Below are 18,915 nucleotides of genomic sequence, written 5' to 3'. Positions count from 1 at the left end.
GGCCGGGGAACTCAGGGGCGGGTGGCCCGTTCCAGCTCCAGCAGCACCGAGCGGTAACCGCGCCCGGTGGCCCGTTCCATGCCCACCTCGCACATGCGGTTCGCCGACAGGTGGACGTCGTAGGAGCGCGCCGTGACCTCCGCGGCCTCCCGCGCCGTCGCGGCGTCCGTCAGCTCCGGATGCAGCATGCCGCGGTCGCCCGCGAAGGCGCAGCAGCCCGCGTCGTCCGGCACGGCCACCTCCCGCGCGCAGGCCTGCGCCACGGCCCGCAGCTCGGCCTCGTCGCCCAGATGGCGCATCGAACAGGTCGGGTGCACCACCGCCGAACCGACCGTGCGCAGCACCTCCAGACGCGGCAGCAGCTCCTCGGCCGCCCAGACGACGGAGTCGACGACGGTCAGTGCGGCGTGCAGGTCGCGGTTGTCGGCGGTCAGGTACGGGATGACCTCGTGGGCGAGGCCCAGGGTGCAGGAGGAGGCGTCCACGACGAGGGGCAGCCGGCCGCCCGCCGTCCAGCCCCAGGCGGCCTCCACGATCCGGTTCGCCATCAGCCGGTTCCCGGCGTCGTAGCCCTTGGAGTGCCAGATCGTGGCGCAGCAAGTGCCCTTGACGTCCTGGGGGATCCACACCGGCCGCCCCGCCCGGGCGCCGAGCGCGACCACGGCTTCGGGCAGCGAGGGCCCGGCCGTCCCGTCACCGCCCTCGGGTCCGCCGAAGATCCGGTTGACGCAGGCCGGGTAGTACACGGCGCGGGCGCCGACCCGCCGGGTGGCGGGCAGCGCGCGGGCCGCCGCGCCCGGAATCTGCGGCAGCCACCGCGGCACCAGGTCCGGGCGTACGGCCTTGCGCGCGGCCCCCGTGACCAGCCGCAGCGGGCCGTCACCGACGCGGTCGGTGATCCGGTCCGCCGCGGCGACCGCGAGCCGCGCGGCGCTCTCCACCGCCGCGAAGTGCCGGGCGGCGAAGGCGGCCGCCCGCTCCTCGCGCGGGCCGTGACGGCGGTGGCGCAAGTCCCTCATCAGGGCGCCGGTGTCGATGCCGACCGGGCAGGCGATCCGGCAGGTGGAATCACCCGCGCAGGTGTCCACGGCGTCGTAGCCGTAGGAGTCGAGGAGCCCGTCCAGTACGCGGGAGCCGGGCTGCTGGCGCGTCATCTCGCGGCGCAGCACGATCCGCTGCCGGGGGGTGGTCGTGAGGTCCTTGCTGGGGCAGGTCGGCTCGCAGAACCCGCACTCGATGCAGGGGTCCACGACCGCCTCCACCGTCGGGATCGTCTTGAGTCCCCGCAGGTGGGCGCGCGGGTCGCGGTCCAGCAGGATCCGTGGCGCGAGCACCGCGCCGGGATCGACGAGCCGCTTGGTGCGCCACATCAGCGCGGTGGCCGCGGCCCCCCATTCCAGTTCCAGGAAGGGGGCCATGTTGCGGCCCGTGGAGTGCTCGGCCTTCAGCGAACCGTCGAACCGCTCGACGGTCAGCCGGCAGAAGGCGTCCATGAACGCCTCGTACCGCGCGACGTCGGCGGGCAGCGCGGCGTCGAAGGCCAGCAGGAAGTGCAGGTTGCCGTGGGCCGCGTGACCGGCGACGGCGGCGTCGAAACCGTGCTCCGCCTGGAGTTCCAGGAGGGCCTCGCAGGCCTCGGCCAGGCGGGCGGGCGGGACGGCGAAGTCCTCCGTGATCAGGGTGGTGCCGGGGGCGCGGGCGCCGCCGACGGCGGTGACGAAGGCCTTGCGGGCCGTCCAGAACCCGCCGATGGCCGCGGGATCGGAGGTGAAGGCGTTGGTCACCGAGGCCACCGGGGCGACGAGGTCCAGCCCGGCGACCAGCTCGGCCGCGCGCCGCTCGTACGCCGCCCGGCCCGCGGCGTCCGGCGCCCGGAACTCCACGAGCAGCGCGGTCGTGTCCTTGGGCAGCACGGCCCAGTCCGCCGGTACGCCCGCCACGCGGACCGAGGCGCGCAGCGTGTTGCCGTCCATCAGCTCGACGGCGATCGCACCTGCCGCCGTGAAGAGGGGCACGGCCGCCGCGGCGGCGGGCAGCGAGGGGAAGAAGAGCAGGGCACTGGACAGCTCGCGGTCCAGCGGCAGGGTGTCGAAGACGACTTCGGAGATGAAGCCGAGGGTGCCTTCGGATCCGACCATCAGCCCGCGCAGGATCTCCACCGGCGTGCTGCCGTCGAGATACGCGTCCAGGCGGTAGCCGGTGGTGTTCTTGATCTCGTACTTGGCGCGGATCCGGGCGGTGAGCCGCGGGTCCGCCTCGATCTCCCGCTTGATCTCCATCAGTCCGCGGCACAGGGCGGGCTCGGCCCGCGCCAGCTCCTCGTCGGCCCGCGGGTCGGCGGTGTCCACCACGGTGCCGCCGGGCAGCACGAAGGTGAGCGAGGACAGGGTCCGGTACGCGTTCCTCGTGGTCCCCGCGGTCATGCCCGAGGCGTTGTTCGCGACCACCCCGCCGAGGGTGCAGGCGATCGCGCTGGCCGGGTCGGGACCGAGCACCCGGCCGTGCCGGGCGAGCGCGGCATTGGCACGCTGGACGGTCGTGCCGGGCCGGATCCGGGCGCGCAGCCCCTCCTCCAGCACCTCGATCCCCGCCCAGTGGCGGCGCACGTCGACCAGGATGTCCTCGCCCTGGGACTGGCCGTTGAGCGAGGTCCCGGCGGCGCGGAAGACGACCTCGCGCTGCTTGCCGTGGGCGTAGGACAGCACGGCGGAGACGTCGTCGATGTCCTCGGCGACCACGACGACCTGCGGCACGAAGCGGTAGGGGGAGGCGTCCGAGGCGTAGCGGACCAGGTCGGAGACCTTCCACAGCACCTTCTCGGCGCCGAGCAGCGCCGTCAGCTCGGAGCGCAGCGGCTCGGGGGTCCCGCCCGCCAGCCGCTCGGGCACCCGGTCGGGGGCCGGAGCGCCGACGCCGCGCGGACGCAGGGCTCCCGGTTTCGGCTCCAGCAGCGGCATGCGTGCCCCCTCGGCTGAGCGGGTCCTCCTCAGCAGCCGTGCTCGGCCCGTTCCTGCGCCGGTGCGTCGGCCAGGGCGTCGAGCAGGCCGCCGAGCAGTTCGCGCTGATCGGTGGTCAATGGAGCCAGGATCTCCTCCGCGGCGCCCGTCCGCGCGCTGCGCAGCCTGCGCAGCGTGGCGCGCCCGGTCTCGGTCAGCTCGATCCGGATGACCCGGCGGTTCGCGGTGTCCGGGACCCGGCGCACGCACGCGGCCGCTTCCAGGCCGTCGACCAGCGTGGTCACCGCACGCGGTACGACCTCCAGGTGGGCGGCCAGATCCGCCATTCGGGGAGGCTCGCCCGCAGGGTAGTGCGCGACCGTGCGGAGCAGGCGGGACTGGGCCGGCGTGATCCCGAGCGGCTCCAGATGGCGCTTTTGGATGCGGTGCAGCCGACGGGTCAGGCGCAGCAGCTGCTCGGCGAGGACGCCGTCCGAGCTGTCCGGGCTGTCGGTCTCGGAAGCGGTGCTCATACTGGGAAGGGTAGCAGGACCAGGCTCATTGTGAGTATAGGTAACAATGAGCTATGCTCATTTGAGTCTCAGGATCATGTGGTCAGGAGTGTCGTCAGAGGGAGGCCCATGCGCCCCGAAGGAAAAGAACCGAAATGGACGCCGTCGAAGGAAGCCCTCGACCCGCGTCGTCCCGCCCCCGCCGACCAGCCGCGCGAACTGCGGCGGATCGCGCGCCTGTTCCGCCCCTACCGGGGCCGGCTCGGCGTCGTGGGGCTGCTCGTCGGTGCCTCGTCGCTGGTCGGCGTCGCCTCGCCGTTCCTGCTGAAGGAGATCCTCGACGTCGCCATCCCGCAGGGGCGGACGGGGCTGCTCAGCCTGCTGGCCCTCGGCATGATCCTCACCGCGGTCGTCACGAGCGTGTTCGGCGTGCTCCAGACCCTGATCTCCACCACGGTGGGCCAGCGCGTCATGCACGACCTGCGGACCGCCGTCTACGCGCAGCTCCAGCGGATGCCGCTGGCGTTCTTCACCCGCACCCGCACGGGTGAGGTGCAGTCCCGGATAGCCAACGACATCGGCGGCATGCAGGCCACCGTCACCTCGACGGCGACCTCCCTCGTCTCCAACCTCACGGCCGTGGTCGCCTCCGTGGTCGCGATGCTCGCCCTCGACTGGCGCCTCACGCTCGTCTCGCTGCTCCTGCTGCCGGTGTTCGTGTGGATCAGCCGCCGGGTCGGCCGCGAGCGCAAGAAGATCACCGCCCAGCGCCAGAAGCAGATGGCGGCCATGGCCGCCACCGTCACCGAATCCCTCTCGGTCAGCGGCATCCTGCTGGGTCGCACCATGGGCCGGGCCGATTCGCTCACCCGGTCGTTCTCCGAGGAATCCGAGAAACTCGTCGGCCTCGAAGTCCGCTCCAGCATGGCGGGGCGGTGGCGGATGTCGACCATCGGCATCGTCATGGCCGCGATGCCCGCGATGATCTACTGGGCGGCGGGCATGGCCCTGCAGTCCGGCGCCCCGTCGCTCTCCGTCGGTACCCTCGTCGCCTTCGTGACCCTCCAGCAGGGCCTGTTCCGGCCCGCCGTGAGCCTGCTGTCGACGGGTGTGCAGATCCAGACCTCGCTCGCGCTGTTCGCCCGCGTCTTCGAGTACCTCGACCTGCCGGTCGACATCACGGAGCGCGAGGACGCCGTCCGCCTGGAGCAGGCCAAGGGCGAGATCCGGCTGGAGGGCGTGGACTTCGCCTACGACGCCAAGAACGGTCCCACCCTGACCGGCATCGACATCACGGTCCCGGCGGGCGGCTCCCTCGCGGTCGTCGGCCCCACCGGATCCGGCAAGAGCACGCTGAGCTATCTCGTGCCCCGGCTGTACGACGTCACCGGAGGCCGCGTCGCGCTCGACGGCATCGACGTCCGCGACCTGGACTTCGACTCGCTGGCCCGCTCGATCGGCGTCGTCAGCCAGGAGACGTACCTCTTCCACGCCTCCGTGGCCGACAACCTCCGCTTCGCCAAGCCGGACGCCACCGACGAAGAGATAGCCCAGGCGGCCAAGGCGGCCCAGATCCACGACCACATCGAGTCGCTGCCCGACGGCTACGACACCCTCGTGGGCGAGCGCGGCTACCGGTTCTCCGGCGGTGAGAAGCAGCGCCTGGCCATCGCGCGCACCATCCTGCGCGACCCGCCGGTACTGATCCTGGACGAAGCCACCAGCGCGCTCGACACGCGCACCGAACACGCCGTGCAGAAGGCGATCGACGCCCTCTCCGAAGGCCGCACCACCATCACCATCGCGCACCGGCTCTCCACCGTCCGGGATGCCGATCAGATCGTCGTCCTCGACGGGGGCGCGATCGCCGAACGGGGCACGCACGAGGAACTGCTGGAAGCCGGCGGACGCTATGCGGCCCTGGTCCGCAGGGACAGCCACATGGCTCCAGCCACCGTGACGCTGGACGCGCCGACCCTCTCGGTCCGCGTGTGATCATCTGACCGCCGCACGGCTGGGCTGCCGGGACCGCAGTGCGTCGCGGGTTAGCGTTTCGGTATGCGTCAAGAGCACCGGCCGCCGAAGCGGCCCGGGACCCGCGTCACCCGCCGGGGCCGACTGGCGATCCTCTTCGGTCTGCTGGTCGCGACCGGGGCGGCGGTGCTGGTCCCCCTCGTGCTGAACGGGGGCGCCGACAAACCACCCCCGCCACCGCGCCGGCTCGTGATCCCCGAAGGCTGGCGGGCCGCCCAGGTGTACGCGGCGATCGACCGCGAGCTGAAGCTTCCCGCGGGCTCGGCCAAGGCGGCGGTCGCCGGAGCGGGTTTGGCCCTGCCTGCCGAGGCCAAGGGCAATCCGGAAGGGTTCCTCTTCCCGGCCGCCTACCCGGTGACCGACGAAAGCACGCCGGCCGCGCTCCTCACCTCCATGGTGCGGACGGCCGGCCGGACACTGGCCGGCGCACCGGTCGCCGCCGGAGCCAAGGCCCAGGGGATGACCCCGTACCAGACGGCCACCCTGGCGAGCATCATCCAGGCGGAAGCCGCCACCCCGGCCGACATGGGCAAGGTCGCGCGGGTGGTCTACAACCGGCTCGCCAAGTCGATGCCGCTCCAGATGGACTCGACCATCAACTACGCCCTGAACCGCACCACCGTGGACACCGCGGTGGGCGACACCCGGATCGACAGCCCCTTCAACACCTACGCACGGCAGGGTCTGCCGCCGACCCCGATCGACAACCCCGGCGCGGCGGCCATGGCGGCGGCGGTCGCCCCGACCCCCGGCGACTGGCTGTTCTTCGTCACGGTGAAGCCGGGGGACACCCGCTTCTCGGCGACGTACGAGGAGCACAAGCGCCACGTCGCCGAGTTCAACAAGCGCCGCGCCGCCGCCCGGAAGGCGTAGGGGACGCGGTCAGCGCACCCCGACCGGGGAGCCCGCGCCCGCCCCGGCGGGCGCGAGGAGGCGGCGGAGCTCACGGGCGGCCGCGCCGCCCGCGCGGTTCGCGCCGATCGTGCTGGCCGAGGGCCCGTAGCCGACCAGGTGCACCCGCGGGTCGCGGACCGCCCTGGTGCCCTCCACGCGGATCCCGCCGCCCGGCTCGCGCAGCCGCAGCGGAGCGAGGTGGTCGATCGCCGCCCGGAAGCCGGTGGCCCACAGGATCACGTCGGCCTCCACGATCCGGCCGTCGTCCCAGGCCACGCCCGACGGGGTGATCCGGTCGAAGGCGGGCAGGCGGTCGAGCACCCCCGAGGCCAGCCCGGCGCGTACGGCGTCGTTCAGCGGCAGACCCGTCACGCTGACCACGCTCTGCGGCGGCAGCCCCCGGCGGACCCGCTCCTCCACCATTGCCACCGCGGCCCGCCCCTCGACGTCGCCGAAGGAGCCGTCCCGGAACACCGGGGGCCGCCGGGTGACCCAGGTGGTCTCCGCGGCGACCTCGGCGATCTCCAGCAGGTGCTGCACGCCCGAGTTGCCCCCGCCGACGACGATCACCCGGGCTCCGGCGAACTCCTGGGGCCCGGGGTAGTCCGCGGTGTGCAGCTGGCGCCCCCGGAAGGTCTCCTGGCCCGGATAGCGCGGCCAGAACGGCCGGTCCCAGGTCCCGGTGGCATTGACCAGGGCCCGCGCCGACCACGTCCCGGCCGCGGACTCCACGCGCAGCCGCCCGCCGGTTCCCTCGCGCACCGCCGTCACGTCCACGGGGCGCCGTACGCGCAGCCCGAAGTGCTCCTCGTACGCGGCGAAGTACTCCCCGATCACCTCGGACGACGGGCGGGCCGGGTCGGCGCCCGTCAGCTCCATCCCGGGCAGCGCGTACATGCCGTGCACCTTCCCGTAGGTCAGCGAGGGCCAGCGGAACTGCCAGGCGCCGCCGGGGCGGGGTGCGTGGTCCAGCACCACGTGGTCCAGCCCCGCCCGCCCCAGGTGATAGGCGCTGGACAGACCCGCCTGTCCGGCGCCGATGACCACCACGTCCACGTCACTACGGAAATCGTTCACGGTTCTACCAACTGGCGGAGGCCCCGGGATCTTCCCCCGCGGCCGCTCGGCGGCGCGCGCTCAGCCAGTCGTGCGCCGCGTCCGCCGAGAACTCCGCCTGCCCGCCCCGGAACAGCAGCTCCGCCGCCCCGAACGCCGGGTCGTCCGCGGTCCCCGCCACGTACGGGACCGCCACGCAGGCCATCCCGGCGGCGTGCGCGGCCTCCACTCCCGGAGCGGCGTCCTCCACGACCACGCAGTCGGCCGGATCCGCCCCCAGCCGCCGCGCCGCCTCCAGGAAGACGTCGGGCGCGGGCTTGCCGTGCGCGACCTCCTCCGCGGAGACCACGGTGGTCAGCAGGACGTCCAGACCGGTCCCGGCGAGCACGGCGTCGATCGCCTCGCGCGAGGAGCCGGAGGCCACGGCCATCGGGACCCCCTCGCCGTGCAGCCGTTCCACGAACGCACGCATCTCCGGGAAGGCCTCGGTCCGGGCGCTCGCCAGCTCCAGGTAGGCGGCGTTCTGCTCGACGAGCAGCTGCTCCACCGGCGCGTGCAGCGCGTACCGCTCGCGCAGGACCTCCAGCGTCTCCAGGGTGCCGATGCCGATGAAACGCGCGTGCTCCTCCCACGTGAAACCGGTGACGCCGTGCCGTTCCAGGGTGCGGCGGCCGGAGGCGTAGTAGTTCGGTTCGCTGTCCACGAGGGTGCCGTCGAGATCGAATATGACGGAAATCATCCGTAGTGCCCGCCCTGCCGGTCGTGTACGTATTCCAGCCATCCTGTCAGGCCTTGCGGGCGGACCGGCCGACGGATTCCACCAGCGGCAGCAGCCGGTGCGGGACCCGTTCGCGCAGCGCCACCTCGGTCCGCGTGCGGACCACACCCGGCAGCCGGATCAGCCCCTGGATCACGTCCTCCAGATGGGCGTTGTCCCGGGCCGCCACCCGGGTCAGCAGGTCCCCGCCGCCGGTGATGGAGAAGGCCTCGATGATTTCCGGCACGGAAGCCAGTGCCTCGCCCACTTCGTCCAGGTGCCCCTGCGTGACCTCGATGTGCACGAACGCCAGCACCGGGTGGCCGAGCGCCGCGGGAGAGAGCGCCGGGCCCGTGCCCGTGATCACCCCGGTCCGCTCCATCCGGTCGATGCGGGCCTGCAGGGTGCCGCGCGCCACGCCGAGGCGGCGGGCGTACTCCCGCAGGCTGGTGCGCGGCTCCTCGATCAGCAGCCGCAGGATCCGGGTGTCCAGCTCGTCCACCGCCATGGTCCGGGGCCTTCCGTGGGGGTTTGGGATCGCTCCCGGACTGTACCAATGGCCCACAAACCACCCATCGGAGAGACCGTGCCCCAGCCGGCACCCGCATTCGGACCAATGCGGCGCCGCACGCATCCGTCCTCCCGGGCCGCCGCGAATCGGCATGAGAGGGTCCGGCGGAGCGGGGGACCGTCGGCGGGGATCGAGGCCGTGCACCGGGCAGCGCCCGGAAGGGAGAGAGCCATGGACGACCGGGCGACCACCAATGGCGAGTCCGCGAGCCGACCCGCCCCCGGCGGGCTGACCTGCCTGGTCACCGGCGCCACCGGCTACATCGGCGGCCGGCTCGTGCCCGAACTCCTGGACGCGGGGCACACCGTCCGCTGCCTGGCCCGCTCGCCGGAGCGGCTGCGCGACCACCCCTGGGCCGGGCGGGCCGAGGTGGTGCGCGGGGACGTCACCGACCCGGATTCGGTGGCGGCCGCCCTGCGCGGGACGGACGTCGCGTACTACCTGGTGCACGCGCTGGGCACCGGCCCGGGCTTCGAGGACCGCGACCGGTCGGCCGCCCGGATCTTCGCCGAGCAGGCCCGCGCGGCCGGGGTCCGCCGGATCGTCTACCTCGGCGGCCTGACCCCGGCGGACGTCCCGGCGCGCGAGCTGTCCCCGCACCTGCGCTCGCGCGCCGAGGTCGGCGACATCCTCCTCGGCTCCGGCGTGCCCACCGCCGTGCTGCGCGCCGCGGTCATCATCGGTTCCGGCTCCGCGTCCTTCGAAATGCTGCGCTACCTCACCGAACGGCTCCCGGTCATGGTCACCCCGAGCTGGGTCGGCACCCGCATCCAGCCGATCGCCGTCCGCGACGTGCTGCGCTACCTCGTCGGCGCCGCCACCCTGCCCCCGGAGGTCAGCCGGACCTTCGACATCGGCGGCCCGGACGTGGTCACCTACGAGCAGATGATGCGCCGCTACGCCGCCGTCGCACGCCTGCCGCGCCGGTTGATCGTGCGCGTGCCCATGCTCACGCCGCGCCTGTCCAGCCACTGGATCGGCCTGGTCACGCCGGTGCCGCGGTCGCTGGCCCGGCCGCTCGCGGAGTCCCTGCGCCACGAAGTGGTCTGCCACGAGCACGACATCGCGCGGTACGTGCCCGATCCGCCCGGTGCGCCGGTCCCCTTCGACCGGGCCCTGGAACTGGCGCTGCAACGGGTCCGCGAGGCCAAGGTGACCACCCGCTGGTCCTCGGCCTCCCTCCCCGGAGCCCCCAGCGACCCGCTGCCCACCGACCCCGACTGGGCGGGCGGCAGCCTCTACGAGGACTGCCGCGAGCGGGACGTGAGCGCCTCCCCGCAGGCGCTGTGGCGGGTGGTCGAGGGGATCGGCGGGAAGAACGGCTGGTACTCCTTCCCGCTGGCCTGGGCGGTGCGCGGCTGGCTCGACCGGCTCGTCGGGGGAGTCGGCATCCGGCGCGGCCGGCGCGACGCGGCCCGGCTGCGCGTGGGGGACTCCCTCGACTTCTGGCGCGTCGAGGAGCTCGAACCGGGACGGCTGCTGCGGCTGCGCGCCGAGATCAGGCTGCCGGGGCTCGCCTGGCTGGAGATGTACGTCGACGACCGCGCCCCCGGCTCCGCCCCGGCGACCGGCGGCCACGTCTCCCGCTACCGCCAGCGGGCCTTGTTCCACCCCCACGGCCTCCTCGGCCACCTGTACTGGTGGAGCGTCTCGCCCTTCCACGCGGTGGTCTTCGGCGGCATGGCCCGCAACATCGCCCGCGCAGCCGAATCCCTCCCCCCGTCCCCGCCTCCCGACCACCCCCGCAGAGCGGGCGGCTGAGCGCCCCGCGGCCGAAGCCCGAAGCCCCCGCCCCACGGTCGCAGGCCCGACCCCGGCCCAAGGCGGCCGACGCGCCCGCCCCCGGTCCTGTGCCGGTTCGGGGTCCGCACCCCGGCCTGGCACCCTGGGGCCCAAGTAAGCGGGACCCTGGCCAGGGGCTGGGTCAGGGCCAGCGGGTCCCGATGTCCCGACCGGCCCATGGCCCACGCCATGACCAGGGGCAGGGACTTGCCCGGTCCCGGCCCTGCCGTGTCGCCAGGGCGCCGGACGCGGACCCCGGCCCCCCGCCCGTGGCACAGGGCATCGGACCCCGTGCCACGGCCCGGGTACTCGCCCCGCCCGGGGTTGATCGCTCCGCGCCCACGCCGAGCGGGACCGCGGGCCGGGACCCGTCGTCCCGAACCTTCGGGCCGCCCGCGGGCGAAGCCCGGCCCAGCAGTCCCCCGGCCGCCCACCTCAGCCACTTCAAGCCCGCCCGGCGATTGAGGGCCCCCGCCGGAGGCGACACCCGGCGGAGGCCGGCCAAGGCCCCGGCCCCCGGGCCACGGATCGGACCCCGGCCCCCCGGCCCCCCCCGGGGCCCCCGAACCGAAGCCGGAGGCGCACTCGCATCCGGCGGCGACCCCCCGCCCGAAGTACCGCACGACAGCACACCCCCGCACCCCTCCTGACGTGGAGCCCGTCCATGAACGTCGCGGTCGTCCTCTACACCTCCGACCTGCGCCTGCACGACCACCCGCCGTTGCGGGCCGCGCTGTCCTCCTGTGCCGAGGTGGTGCCGCTGTTCGTCCGGGACCGCGGCGTCGACGCCGCCGGGTTCGCCGCCCCCAACCGGCTGGCCTTCCTCGCCGACTGCCTGGCCGCCCTCGACTCCGGGCTGCGCGAACGCGGCGGCCGCCTGGTCGTCCGCTCGGGGGACACCGTCGACCAGGTGTGCGCGGTGGTCCGCGAGGCCGACGCGGACGAGGTGCACATGGCGGCGGGGGTCAGCGCCTACGCCCACGGCCGCGAGGAGCGGCTGCGCGCCGCGCTGGAGCGGGAGGGCCGGCGACTGTACGTGCACGACGCGGTGGTGACGGCCGTCGCCCCCGGCGCGGTGACCCCGGCGGGTTCGGACCACTTCGCGGTGTTCACCCCGTACTTCCGCCGCTGGTCCGAACTGCCCCCGCGGCCCGTCACCGCCGCCCCGCGCGCGGTCCGGGTGCCCGAAGCCGTCGGCTCGGAGCCGCTGCCCGCGCGGGACGCCGTCCGCGGAACCTCGCCGGCCCTCGCCCGCGGCGGCGAGAGCGAGGCCCGGGCCCGGCTCACCGCCTGGCTGCGCGGCGGCCTCGCGCGCTACGAGGACACCCACGACGACCTGGCCGCGGACGCCACCTCCCGGCTCTCCCCGCACCTGCACTTCGGTACCCTCTCGCCCGCGGAATGCGCGCACCGCGCGCGGGCGGCGGGCGGCCCCGGCGCGGAGGCCTTCGTGCGGCAGCTGTGCTGGCGGGACTTCCACCACCAAGTGCTCGCCGCGCGCCCCGCGGTCGCCCACGAGGACTACCGGATCCGGCACGACCGCTGGCGCAGCGACGCCGAGGCCGCCGAGGAGATCGAGGCGTGGAAGGAGGGCCGCACCGGCTATCCGCTGGTCGACGCGGCCATGCGCCAGCTGCGCCACGAGGGCTGGATGCACAACCGGGGGCGGCTGCTCGCCGCGAGCTTCCTCACCAAGACCCTGTACGTCGACTGGCGCACCGGCGCCCGGCACTTCCTGGACCTCCTGGTCGACGGGGACCTCGCGAACAACCAGCTCAACTGGCAGTGGGTGGCCGGGACCGGCACCGACACCCGGCCCAACCGGGTCCTCAACCCCGTCCGCCAGGCCCGGCGGTACGACCCCCACGGCGCGTACGTCCACCGCTGGGTGCCGGAGCTGGCGGACCTGCCCGCGCCGGAGGTCTTCGAGCCCTGGCGGCTGCCCGCACCGGAGCGGGCCCGCTCCGGCTATCCGGACCCGGTGGTGGACCTCGCCGACGCGCTGGGCCGGTTCAAGCGGGCCCGCGCCGTCTCGTGACCGGCCGTATCGTGGCGGGGGTGGACCCCGCACGCCCCCTCCCGGAGCCGCCGCCCGAGCCCGCGGCCTGGCCGCTGAGCACCGGCGCCGTCGCCCGGCGCCTGGGCGTTTCACCGACCACCCTGCGTTCCTGGGAGCGCCGCTACGCCATCGGTCCCGCGCGCCGCGAGGACGGCCGGCACCGCCGCTGGACTCCGGACGACATCGCCCGCCTGGACCTGATGTGCCACCTGACCAGCCAGGGCGTACCGCCCGCCGAAGCCGCCCGCGCCGCGCTCGGCGCCGCTCCGGGGCGGGCGCAGGAGCCGGCTCCTGACCCGGCACCCGCCACCCCGCCCGCCCCCGCACCGGCCCCGGATCCGGCCCCCGCGGCACCGCCCGCCGCCAAGGCGCCGGGCGGGCGCAACGCCCTGCCGCTCGGGGAGGTCCGTACCGAGTGCCGGGGGCTGGCGCGGGCCGCCGTACGGCTGGACGCGCCCGCCGTGGCGGAGCTGCTGGAGGCGGCTCTCGCCGCGCACGGCCCGGTCACCGCCTGGGAGGAGATCATCGCCCCCACGCTGCACGCGGTGGGCCGCAAATGGGCCTCGTCGGGGGAGCGTTACGTGGAGGTGGAGCACCTGCTGTCCTGGCACGTCTCCGGTGCGCTGCGCCGGGTGCGGCCCGCGGCCGAGGCCGCCGGACGGGCCCCGGTGCTCCTGGCGTGCGCCCCGGGGGAGCAGCACAGCCTGCCGATGGAGGCACTCTGCGCGGCGCTCTGCGCACGCGGCCTGCCGGTGCGGATGTTCGGGCCCGACCTGCCCGCAGAAGCACTGCACGAGGCGGTCCGCCGGATCGGCCCCTGCGCCGTGGTGCTCTGGTCCCAGGTCCGCACGACCGCGGACCGTGCGCTGGTCCGGTCGGTCGCCGGCATCGAATGGGGCCTGCGCGGGGCCCGCGCCCACCCGCGGATGCTGCTCGCCGGCCCGGGCTGGGGCGCGGTCGGCGCCGCCCTGCCGCGCGCGGAGCGGCTGCACGCGCTGCGCTCGGCGGTGGAGATCATCGAGTCGCTGACAGCGGCTGCGCCTGCGTCTGTGCCTGCAGGGAACTCCGCAGGCACCGCAGCGCGCGCCGCATGTGGCTCTTGACCGTCCCCAGCGGCATCCCCGTACGCGCCGCGATCTGGGTCTGGGTCAGGTCCCCGTAGTAGGCGAGGCGCAGGATCCGCTGCTGCGCCGACGGCAGCCGGGACAGCGCGCCGAGGACGAACACCCGGTCCAGGGCCTGTTCCGGCCCCGCGGCGGCGTCGGGCGGCCAGGTGCTCCCGTACTGCGCCCCGGCGGCGGCCACCGCGCGCGCCACCCGGGCCCGGGCGGCCAGCGCGTCCGCGACCTTGTGGCGGGTGATCCCGACCAGCCAGCCGCCGAGGTCGCCGCTGCCGGGCCGGTAGCCGCTGCGGCCGCGCCAGGCGGCGAGGAAGACCTGCTGCGTCACGTCCTCGGCCTCCCGCTCGTCCCCGAGGCGCCGCCGGGCGAGGGCGTGCACGAGCGGCCGCCAGCGGTGGTAGACGGCTGCCACGGCATCCTCGTCACCGCTCAGGAAGAGGGCCACGAGGCGTGCGTCGCCGGTATCGCCGTCCGGGCCGGCGAGGGCGGCGGGCGTGGGGTCCGTGTCCGGGTCGGTGCGGTCCTTGAGGTCCATGGCCCCAGCCTCCTGAGCACCAGGGACCCCATCAACTCGCATCGTTTCTGCATCGGATTCGCCCAGTCGCGCGGCCGCCCGTCGTCTGCGGGGGCAGCGGGCTACGTGCGGGTGCGGGCGGGTTCCCGCTCCAGGACCTCCCGCGGGAGCGGCACGGCCGCCTGCCCCGCGCCCGCGAGCACGGCCTCGTCGCCGCGGTCGTCCGATCCGCCGGCCGCCGTACGGTCCGCCACGGGCCGGGGGATGACCAGCAGGGCGACGCCCAGCAGCGCGGTCGCGACGAGGGCGTCCAGCCAGTAGTGGTTGGCCGTGCCGACGATGACGGTCAGGGTCAGCAGCGGGTGCAGCAGCCACAGGCGGCGCCACCGGCCCCGGGTGGCCGAGATCATGCCGAGCGCCAGCATCAGGGCCCAGCCGAAGTGCAGCGAGGGCATCGCCGCGAACTGGTTGGCCATGGTGTCTGCGGCGGGCGCCGCGCCGTAGACGGTGGGCCCGTAGACCTGGCCGGTGTCGACGAGGTGCGCGGCGCCGAGCAGCCGCGGCGGGGCCAGCGGGAAGCCGAGGTGGAGGACCAGCCCGACGGCGGTGAGCACCGCGAGCACCCGGCGGGCCCACAGGTAGTGGCCGGGCCGGCGCAGGTACAGCCAGAGCAGGAAGGCCGCCGTGGCCGGGAAGTGCACGGCCGCGTAGTAGGTGTTCGCGACGTGGATGACGGCCTCGCTGTGCAGGAGCAGGTCCTGCACCCGGCCCTCGCCCGGCAGCCGCAGGGCGCGCTCGGCGTCCCAGACGCGGCCCGCGTTGCGGAAGGCCTCGTCCGTGTGGCCCGCCGTCAGCATCCGGCCGCCCTTGTACACGGCGAAGAGCGCCGCGACGAGCAGCAGCTCGGGTATCGCCCGGGGCCGCCCGACGGCCGTGGTGCGCTGGGTCATGCCCCGGTTCTCTTTCCTGTGTGACGGCCCCCGCGGCCTCTGTCTCTGTGACGGCCGCGATCGATACGTCAATGTATCGATACGAAAGTGTACCGATACGCCCGCGTTCCGGTACGCTTCCGTATCGGACGCCGAGAGCACCGCACCCGGCCGCGGGAGAACGGAGGAGAGCCGCCCATGACGCCGTCGTCGCCATCGCCGACCGCCGCCGCGCGCCGCTCCAAGATCACCCCGGAGCGCGAGCAGGAGTTCTACGACGCGGTCCTCGAACAGCTCCGCGAGCACGGCTACGAGGCCCTGACCATGGAGGGCGTCGCAGCCCGGGCCAACTGCGGGAAGTCGACGCTCTATAGGCAGTGGAAGACCAAGCCGCAACTGGTCGCGGCGGCCCTGCGCTCGGCCCGGCGCAGCCGCACCCTCGCCGCCGTGGACACCGGCACCCTCGCGGGCGACCTCCGCGAGGCCGCCCGGATCGCGGCGGGCACCTCGGGCCGAGACACCCGCCTCACCCAGGCGCTCGGCCACGCCGTCATGAACGACGAGGAACTCCAGGCGGCCCTGCGCGAGGCGCTGGTCGAACCCGAGCGCGCGGCCTTCGACGCGATGGTCGCCCGGGCCGTCGCGCGGGGCGAGATCGCCGCGGACCACCCCGCCGTGGAGTTCCTCCCGGCGCAGCTGATGGGCGTCCTGCGGATCCGTCCCGTCCTGGAGGGCCGCTACGCCGACGCCGACTACCTCGTCCGCTTCGTCGACGCCGCGCTGCTCCCCGCACTGGGCCTGGCTCCGGGCCCCTGAAGACCGGCGGGCGGCCGTTTCCGATGACCGGACGGCCCGCCCGCCCGCGCTGCCTCGTGGGGACGGTGGCAGCGCACCCCCGCGGACCGGGTGGCGGACGCTCCAGCAGGAGCGGCCGCCACCCGGTCCGCGTCAGTTCAAGCCGAGGTGCCGGGGGCCCCGCCCATGATGCGGAGGTACTCCTCCGGTCCGGCGGCCAGGCCGTGCACCGCCGGGTCGAGGGACCACGCGCCCGCGGCGTCCCGGGAGAACACGGCGACCGTGGCCGCGGTGGCGCCCGCCACCCCCGCGAGCGGGCCCTCGGGGACGAGGTCGACGTACCCCTCGCGGATCCGCAGGGCCATGCCTCCGATGTCACCGAAGGTCTTGTTGCCGTCCTCGCTCTGGATGACCACGCCCACGACCACGCGCCGCAGCCGCTCCGACATCCGGTCGAGTTCGAGGGTCATCACCTCGTCGAAACCGAACCCCTGGCCGGTGCGGCTGTCCCGGTTCAAGGTGACGGTGCCGTCCGGGGCGCGGTGGTCGAAATAAACGGCGTACTCGGGCGTTCCGTGCAGATCACCCTCCGCGTACGCCGCCGCGACGATGTCGAGATCGTTCGCGGGCGAACCGGGCGCGCTGGGATCCCATTTCAGCGCCACCTCCACCCGGGCCAGACTCTTGCGTACTCCGCTCATCGAACTCCCCCTCCAGGTCACGTGCGTTGCCCCCGTACCCCGTCATGCTGTCACGGGGATCTTCGGGCCCGCCCGGATCGTTATCCTCAATTCTTCCTCAGATGTAGTGACGCTGTGCACATGGGCTTTCTAGCTTCTCCAAGCAAGCCGTTCCCTTCGGAGAGAGTCCAGCATGAAGGTTTCCCAGGCCGGTGCGGTCGCCGCAACGATCGCTCTAGCCCTGACCACCTCCGGATGCGGCGGGCATGATGACGCCCCGCACACGATCCCGATCGGGATCAAGTTCGACCAGCCCGGCCTGGGATACCGGGCGGCGGACGGCACGTTCTCGGGCTTCGACGTGGATGTCGCCCGTTATATCGCCAAGGAGCTGGGCTACAAGCCCAGTCAGATCGAGTTCAAGCAGGTCTACAGCGCCGACCGGGAACTGCTGATCCAGTTCAACGAGGTCAAGTTCGTCGCGGCGAGCTATTCGATCAACGACAAGCGCAAGACCAAGGTCGACTTCGCCGGGCCGTACTTCCTGGCCCACCAGGACCTGCTGGTCCGCGCCTCCCAGACCGACATCACCAAGCCCGAGGACCTCAACCACAAGAAGCTGTGCTCGGTGACCGGATCCACGTCGGCCGAGAACATCAAGAACAGCCTCGCGCCCAAGGCGGACCTGCTGGAGCTCCCGGGCTACTCCGAGTGCCTCATCGCCCTTCAGGACAGCCAGCTCGACGCGCTGACCACGGACAACACCATCCTCGCCGGGTACGCCGCGCAGGAGGGCAACCAGGGCAAGTTCAAGCTGGCCGGTCTCAGCCTGAGCAAGGAGAACTACGGCATCGGCATCAAGAAGGGCGACACCGAGCTCCAGACGAAGATCAACGGCGCGCTGCGCAAGATGGTGCAGGACGGCTCCTGGGCGAAGTTCGTCAAGAACAACTTCGGCGCCGTCAACTACAAGAACGAGCCCGCCCCGGCGATCACCGAGGGCAAGTAGCGGGCCGGCCGTCGCTACCCGGTGGGCACCGGTCCCCGCATGTGCGCGCTGATCCACTGGATCAGGCCGCCGTCGTGCATGCCGGGGACGTAGCTGCGGGCGTCGTGGCCGCCGCCCTGGTCGACCTGGAACCTCGTCTTGACGGGCCCCTTCCCGTAGTCCCTGATGAAGTCTTCGATGAGCGGCCGGTTGCGGATGTCGCTGCCCTTGGTGCCGACCTGGAAGGCCAGGTAGACCTCGGGGCCTTCGCGCTCCGCCAGGCGCCGCGCGAGTTCCGGCGGGCTGTTCTCCGCCTTCTCCTTCGGGTGCCCGTGCCACAGGGGGGAGTCGGGAACGATGTCGGGCCCTCCGGCGAGCACGGCCTTGAACTTGTCCGGTTTCTGCAGCACCGCCTTCAGCCCCGCGAAACCGCCCGAGGAACTGCCCATGAAGGCCCACCCGTCGCGTGAGGCGATGGTCCGGAAGGTGGCGCGGACCAGGTCGGGGACGTCCTCGGTGAGCCAGGTCCCCATCTTGGGCTGACCGGGGATGTCGCTCCCGTCCCAGTACAGGCCCCCGTTGTCGGTGGCCGGGTTCAGGACGGGCATGGCGAGGATGAACGGCAGGCTGCTGCCCTCCCGGGACCACGCGGAGATGCTGGACTCCAGCTTGAGGCCCGGGTCCATCCAGTAGTTGGTGGGGTAGCCGGGGCCGCCGGGCAGGGCGATCATCACGGGGAAGCCGCTGCGCGCGTACGCCGGATCCTTGTAGAGCGGCGGCACCCACAGCCAGACCCGGCCCGTGAACCCGGACTTCCGCCCGGTCAGCGTCGTGACCATGACCTTCGTGCCGTCCTCGGGGACGGTGGCGGCGATGCGCAGCTCCGGCCGGGGCCCGGTCGGCATCAGGGTCAGCGGATCGGCCGGGGCGCGGGCCGGACGGGCGGCGCGGGCCGGGGGCTGCGGCGGGTCGTCGTCGAAGCGGACGACGTCACCCGTGTCCGAGAACAGGTCGTCGTACGAGAGCGCGCACCCGGTGGCGACGACGGCCGCCACGAGCGCCGCCACGGCTGCCGCCCAGCGGCGCCGCGGCCCGGGCCGCGCCGTCGTCCGCGGGGCCTGCGGCGGCTCCGGCCATGGCTCTGTGCCGTGATTCATCGTGTACCACTCCCGACGCCGACCGCTGCGTGCGAACCGCTCCGGTCGTCACGTTAGGAGAGGGCGGGCGCAAAGCCGCGGATCGCCACCAACCGGTCTGAAAAGGGCGCTTGGTGAGGTCGGCCCCGCA

At 73.9% G+C, this 18,915-nt stretch carries 16 protein-coding genes; 7 read left to right on the top strand and 9 right to left on the bottom strand.

Features of this window, described 5'->3' with window-relative positions; genetic code table 11:
• Positions 1–11: 11 nt before the first annotated feature.
• Positions 12–2,957, bottom strand: coding sequence for an FAD-binding and (Fe-S)-binding domain-containing protein (locus AC0693_RS24840; protein WP_478802917.1), 2,946 nt, complete (start codon positions 2,955–2,957; stop codon positions 12–14).
• A gap of 29 nt (positions 2,958–2,986) precedes the next feature.
• Complete coding sequence (locus AC0693_RS24835; RefSeq protein WP_356405952.1) at positions 2,987–3,469, bottom strand: MarR family winged helix-turn-helix transcriptional regulator; 483 nt, start codon at positions 3,467–3,469, stop codon at positions 2,987–2,989.
• A 108-nt stretch (positions 3,470–3,577) separates the two neighbouring features.
• Between AC0693_RS24835 and AC0693_RS24830 the strand changes: the two genes are divergently transcribed.
• Positions 3,578–5,443 carry an ABC transporter ATP-binding protein gene (locus tag AC0693_RS24830; protein ID WP_478802916.1) on the top strand — a complete coding sequence of 622 codons (1,866 nt, stop codon included), beginning with the start codon at positions 3,578–3,580 and terminating at the stop codon, positions 5,441–5,443.
• Between the two features lie 63 nt (positions 5,444–5,506).
• A complete protein-coding gene (gene mltG, locus AC0693_RS24825; protein WP_469316170.1) occupies positions 5,507–6,355 on the top strand; it encodes an endolytic transglycosylase MltG in 849 nt (282 codons plus the stop codon).
• Positions 6,356–6,364: 9 nt separating this feature from the next.
• On the opposite strand, the gene AC0693_RS24820 is transcribed toward mltG, so the two are convergent.
• Genes AC0693_RS24820 through AC0693_RS24810 form a run of 3 tightly spaced genes read right to left on the bottom strand, consistent with a single transcriptional unit; the run spans position 6,365 to position 8,697 of the window.
• Positions 6,365–7,453 carry an FAD-dependent oxidoreductase gene (locus AC0693_RS24820; protein WP_478802915.1) on the bottom strand — a complete coding sequence of 363 codons (1,089 nt, stop codon included), beginning with the start codon at positions 7,451–7,453 and terminating at the stop codon, positions 6,365–6,367.
• Between the two features lie 4 nt (positions 7,454–7,457).
• On the bottom strand, positions 7,458–8,171 hold the full coding sequence (locus tag AC0693_RS24815; RefSeq protein WP_469331594.1) for an HAD family hydrolase: 714 nt from the start codon (positions 8,169–8,171) through the stop codon (positions 7,458–7,460).
• A gap of 46 nt (positions 8,172–8,217) precedes the next feature.
• Complete coding sequence (locus AC0693_RS24810) at positions 8,218–8,697, bottom strand: Lrp/AsnC family transcriptional regulator (RefSeq protein ID WP_356405961.1); 480 nt, start codon at positions 8,695–8,697, stop codon at positions 8,218–8,220.
• 234 nt (positions 8,698–8,931) lie between these two features.
• Between AC0693_RS24810 and AC0693_RS24805 the strand changes: the two genes are divergently transcribed.
• The 3 genes from AC0693_RS24805 (at position 8,932) to AC0693_RS24795 (ending at position 13,704) form a co-directional block, all read left to right on the top strand.
• The gene (locus AC0693_RS24805) at positions 8,932–10,521 is read left to right on the top strand and encodes an SDR family oxidoreductase (RefSeq protein ID WP_478802914.1); all 1,590 of its coding nucleotides are present in this window, start codon (positions 8,932–8,934) and stop codon (positions 10,519–10,521) included.
• Positions 10,522–11,206: 685 nt separating this feature from the next.
• Complete coding sequence (locus AC0693_RS24800) at positions 11,207–12,580, top strand: cryptochrome/photolyase family protein (RefSeq protein WP_478802913.1); 1,374 nt, start codon at positions 11,207–11,209, stop codon at positions 12,578–12,580.
• 20 nt (positions 12,581–12,600) lie between these two features.
• Positions 12,601–13,704, top strand: coding sequence for a MerR family transcriptional regulator (locus AC0693_RS24795; protein WP_478802912.1), 1,104 nt, complete (start codon positions 12,601–12,603; stop codon positions 13,702–13,704).
• Here the strand turns inward: AC0693_RS24795 and AC0693_RS24790 are convergent.
• Together AC0693_RS24790 and AC0693_RS24785 are read right to left on the bottom strand one after the other, a co-directional pair.
• Positions 13,616–14,257 (bottom strand): RNA polymerase sigma factor, encoded by a 642-nt coding sequence (locus AC0693_RS24790; protein ID WP_478802911.1) that lies wholly within the window; start codon positions 14,255–14,257, stop codon positions 13,616–13,618. The genes AC0693_RS24795 and AC0693_RS24790 overlap by 89 nt on opposite strands.
• 101 nt (positions 14,258–14,358) lie before the next feature.
• The gene (locus tag AC0693_RS24785) at positions 14,359–15,186 is read right to left on the bottom strand and encodes a phosphatase PAP2 family protein (protein ID WP_478802910.1); all 828 of its coding nucleotides are present in this window, start codon (positions 15,184–15,186) and stop codon (positions 14,359–14,361) included.
• 177 nt (positions 15,187–15,363) lie between these two features.
• Here AC0693_RS24785 and AC0693_RS24780 point away from each other — a divergent pair, with 177 nt between their 5' ends.
• Positions 15,364–15,981 (top strand): TetR/AcrR family transcriptional regulator, encoded by a 618-nt coding sequence (locus AC0693_RS24780; protein WP_356405971.1) that lies wholly within the window; start codon positions 15,364–15,366, stop codon positions 15,979–15,981.
• Positions 15,982–16,118: 137 nt separating this feature from the next.
• Here the strand turns inward: AC0693_RS24780 and AC0693_RS24775 are convergent, their stop codons facing one another.
• Positions 16,119–16,661, bottom strand: coding sequence for a TerD family protein (locus AC0693_RS24775; RefSeq protein ID WP_468463873.1), 543 nt, complete (start codon positions 16,659–16,661; stop codon positions 16,119–16,121).
• A gap of 172 nt (positions 16,662–16,833) precedes the next feature.
• On the opposite strand from AC0693_RS24775, the gene AC0693_RS24770 reads away from it, so the two are divergent.
• Positions 16,834–17,649 (top strand): glutamate ABC transporter substrate-binding protein, encoded by an 816-nt coding sequence (locus tag AC0693_RS24770; RefSeq protein ID WP_478802909.1) that lies wholly within the window; start codon positions 16,834–16,836, stop codon positions 17,647–17,649.
• Between the two features lie 14 nt (positions 17,650–17,663).
• Here the strand turns inward: AC0693_RS24770 and AC0693_RS24765 are convergent, their stop codons facing one another.
• Entirely contained in the window at positions 17,664–18,785 is a 1,122-nt protein-coding gene (locus AC0693_RS24765) for an alpha/beta hydrolase (RefSeq protein WP_478802908.1), read from the bottom strand.
• Positions 18,786–18,915: the final 130 nt, after the last annotated feature.

This window comes from Streptomyces sp. NPDC043876 (genome assembly GCF_056435825.1).
Note: the sequence above shows the minus strand (reverse complement) of the source record. Positions and strands in the feature narration are given on the sequence as shown.

Bases quoted from the DNA above. Each gene is read 5' to 3' on its own strand.
- AC0693_RS24840 (WP_478802917.1), bottom strand. From the start codon at position 2,957: ATGCCGCTGCTGGAGCCGAAACCGGGAGCCCTGCGTCCGCGCGGCGTC.
- AC0693_RS24835 (WP_356405952.1), bottom strand. From the start codon at position 3,469: ATGAGCACCGCTTCCGAGACCGACAGCCCGGACAGCTCGGACGGCGTC.
- AC0693_RS24830 (WP_478802916.1), top strand. From the start codon at position 3,578: ATGCGCCCCGAAGGAAAAGAACCGAAATGGACGCCGTCGAAGGAAGCC.
- mltG (WP_469316170.1), top strand. From the start codon at position 5,507: ATGCGTCAAGAGCACCGGCCGCCGAAGCGGCCCGGGACCCGCGTCACC.
- AC0693_RS24815 (WP_469331594.1), bottom strand. From the start codon at position 8,171: ATGATTTCCGTCATATTCGATCTCGACGGCACCCTCGTGGACAGCGAA.
- AC0693_RS24810 (WP_356405961.1), bottom strand. From the start codon at position 8,697: ATGGCGGTGGACGAGCTGGACACCCGGATCCTGCGGCTGCTGATCGAG.
- AC0693_RS24805 (WP_478802914.1), top strand. From the start codon at position 8,932: ATGGACGACCGGGCGACCACCAATGGCGAGTCCGCGAGCCGACCCGCC.
- AC0693_RS24800 (WP_478802913.1), top strand. From the start codon at position 11,207: ATGAACGTCGCGGTCGTCCTCTACACCTCCGACCTGCGCCTGCACGAC.
- AC0693_RS24790 (WP_478802911.1), bottom strand. From the start codon at position 14,257: ATGGACCTCAAGGACCGCACCGACCCGGACACGGACCCCACGCCCGCC.
- AC0693_RS24785 (WP_478802910.1), bottom strand. From the start codon at position 15,186: ATGACCCAGCGCACCACGGCCGTCGGGCGGCCCCGGGCGATACCCGAG.
- AC0693_RS24780 (WP_356405971.1), top strand. From the start codon at position 15,364: ATGACGCCGTCGTCGCCATCGCCGACCGCCGCCGCGCGCCGCTCCAAG.
- AC0693_RS24775 (WP_468463873.1), bottom strand. From the start codon at position 16,661: ATGAGCGGAGTACGCAAGAGTCTGGCCCGGGTGGAGGTGGCGCTGAAA.
- AC0693_RS24770 (WP_478802909.1), top strand. From the start codon at position 16,834: ATGAAGGTTTCCCAGGCCGGTGCGGTCGCCGCAACGATCGCTCTAGCC.
- AC0693_RS24765 (WP_478802908.1), bottom strand. From the start codon at position 18,785: ATGAATCACGGCACAGAGCCATGGCCGGAGCCGCCGCAGGCCCCGCGG.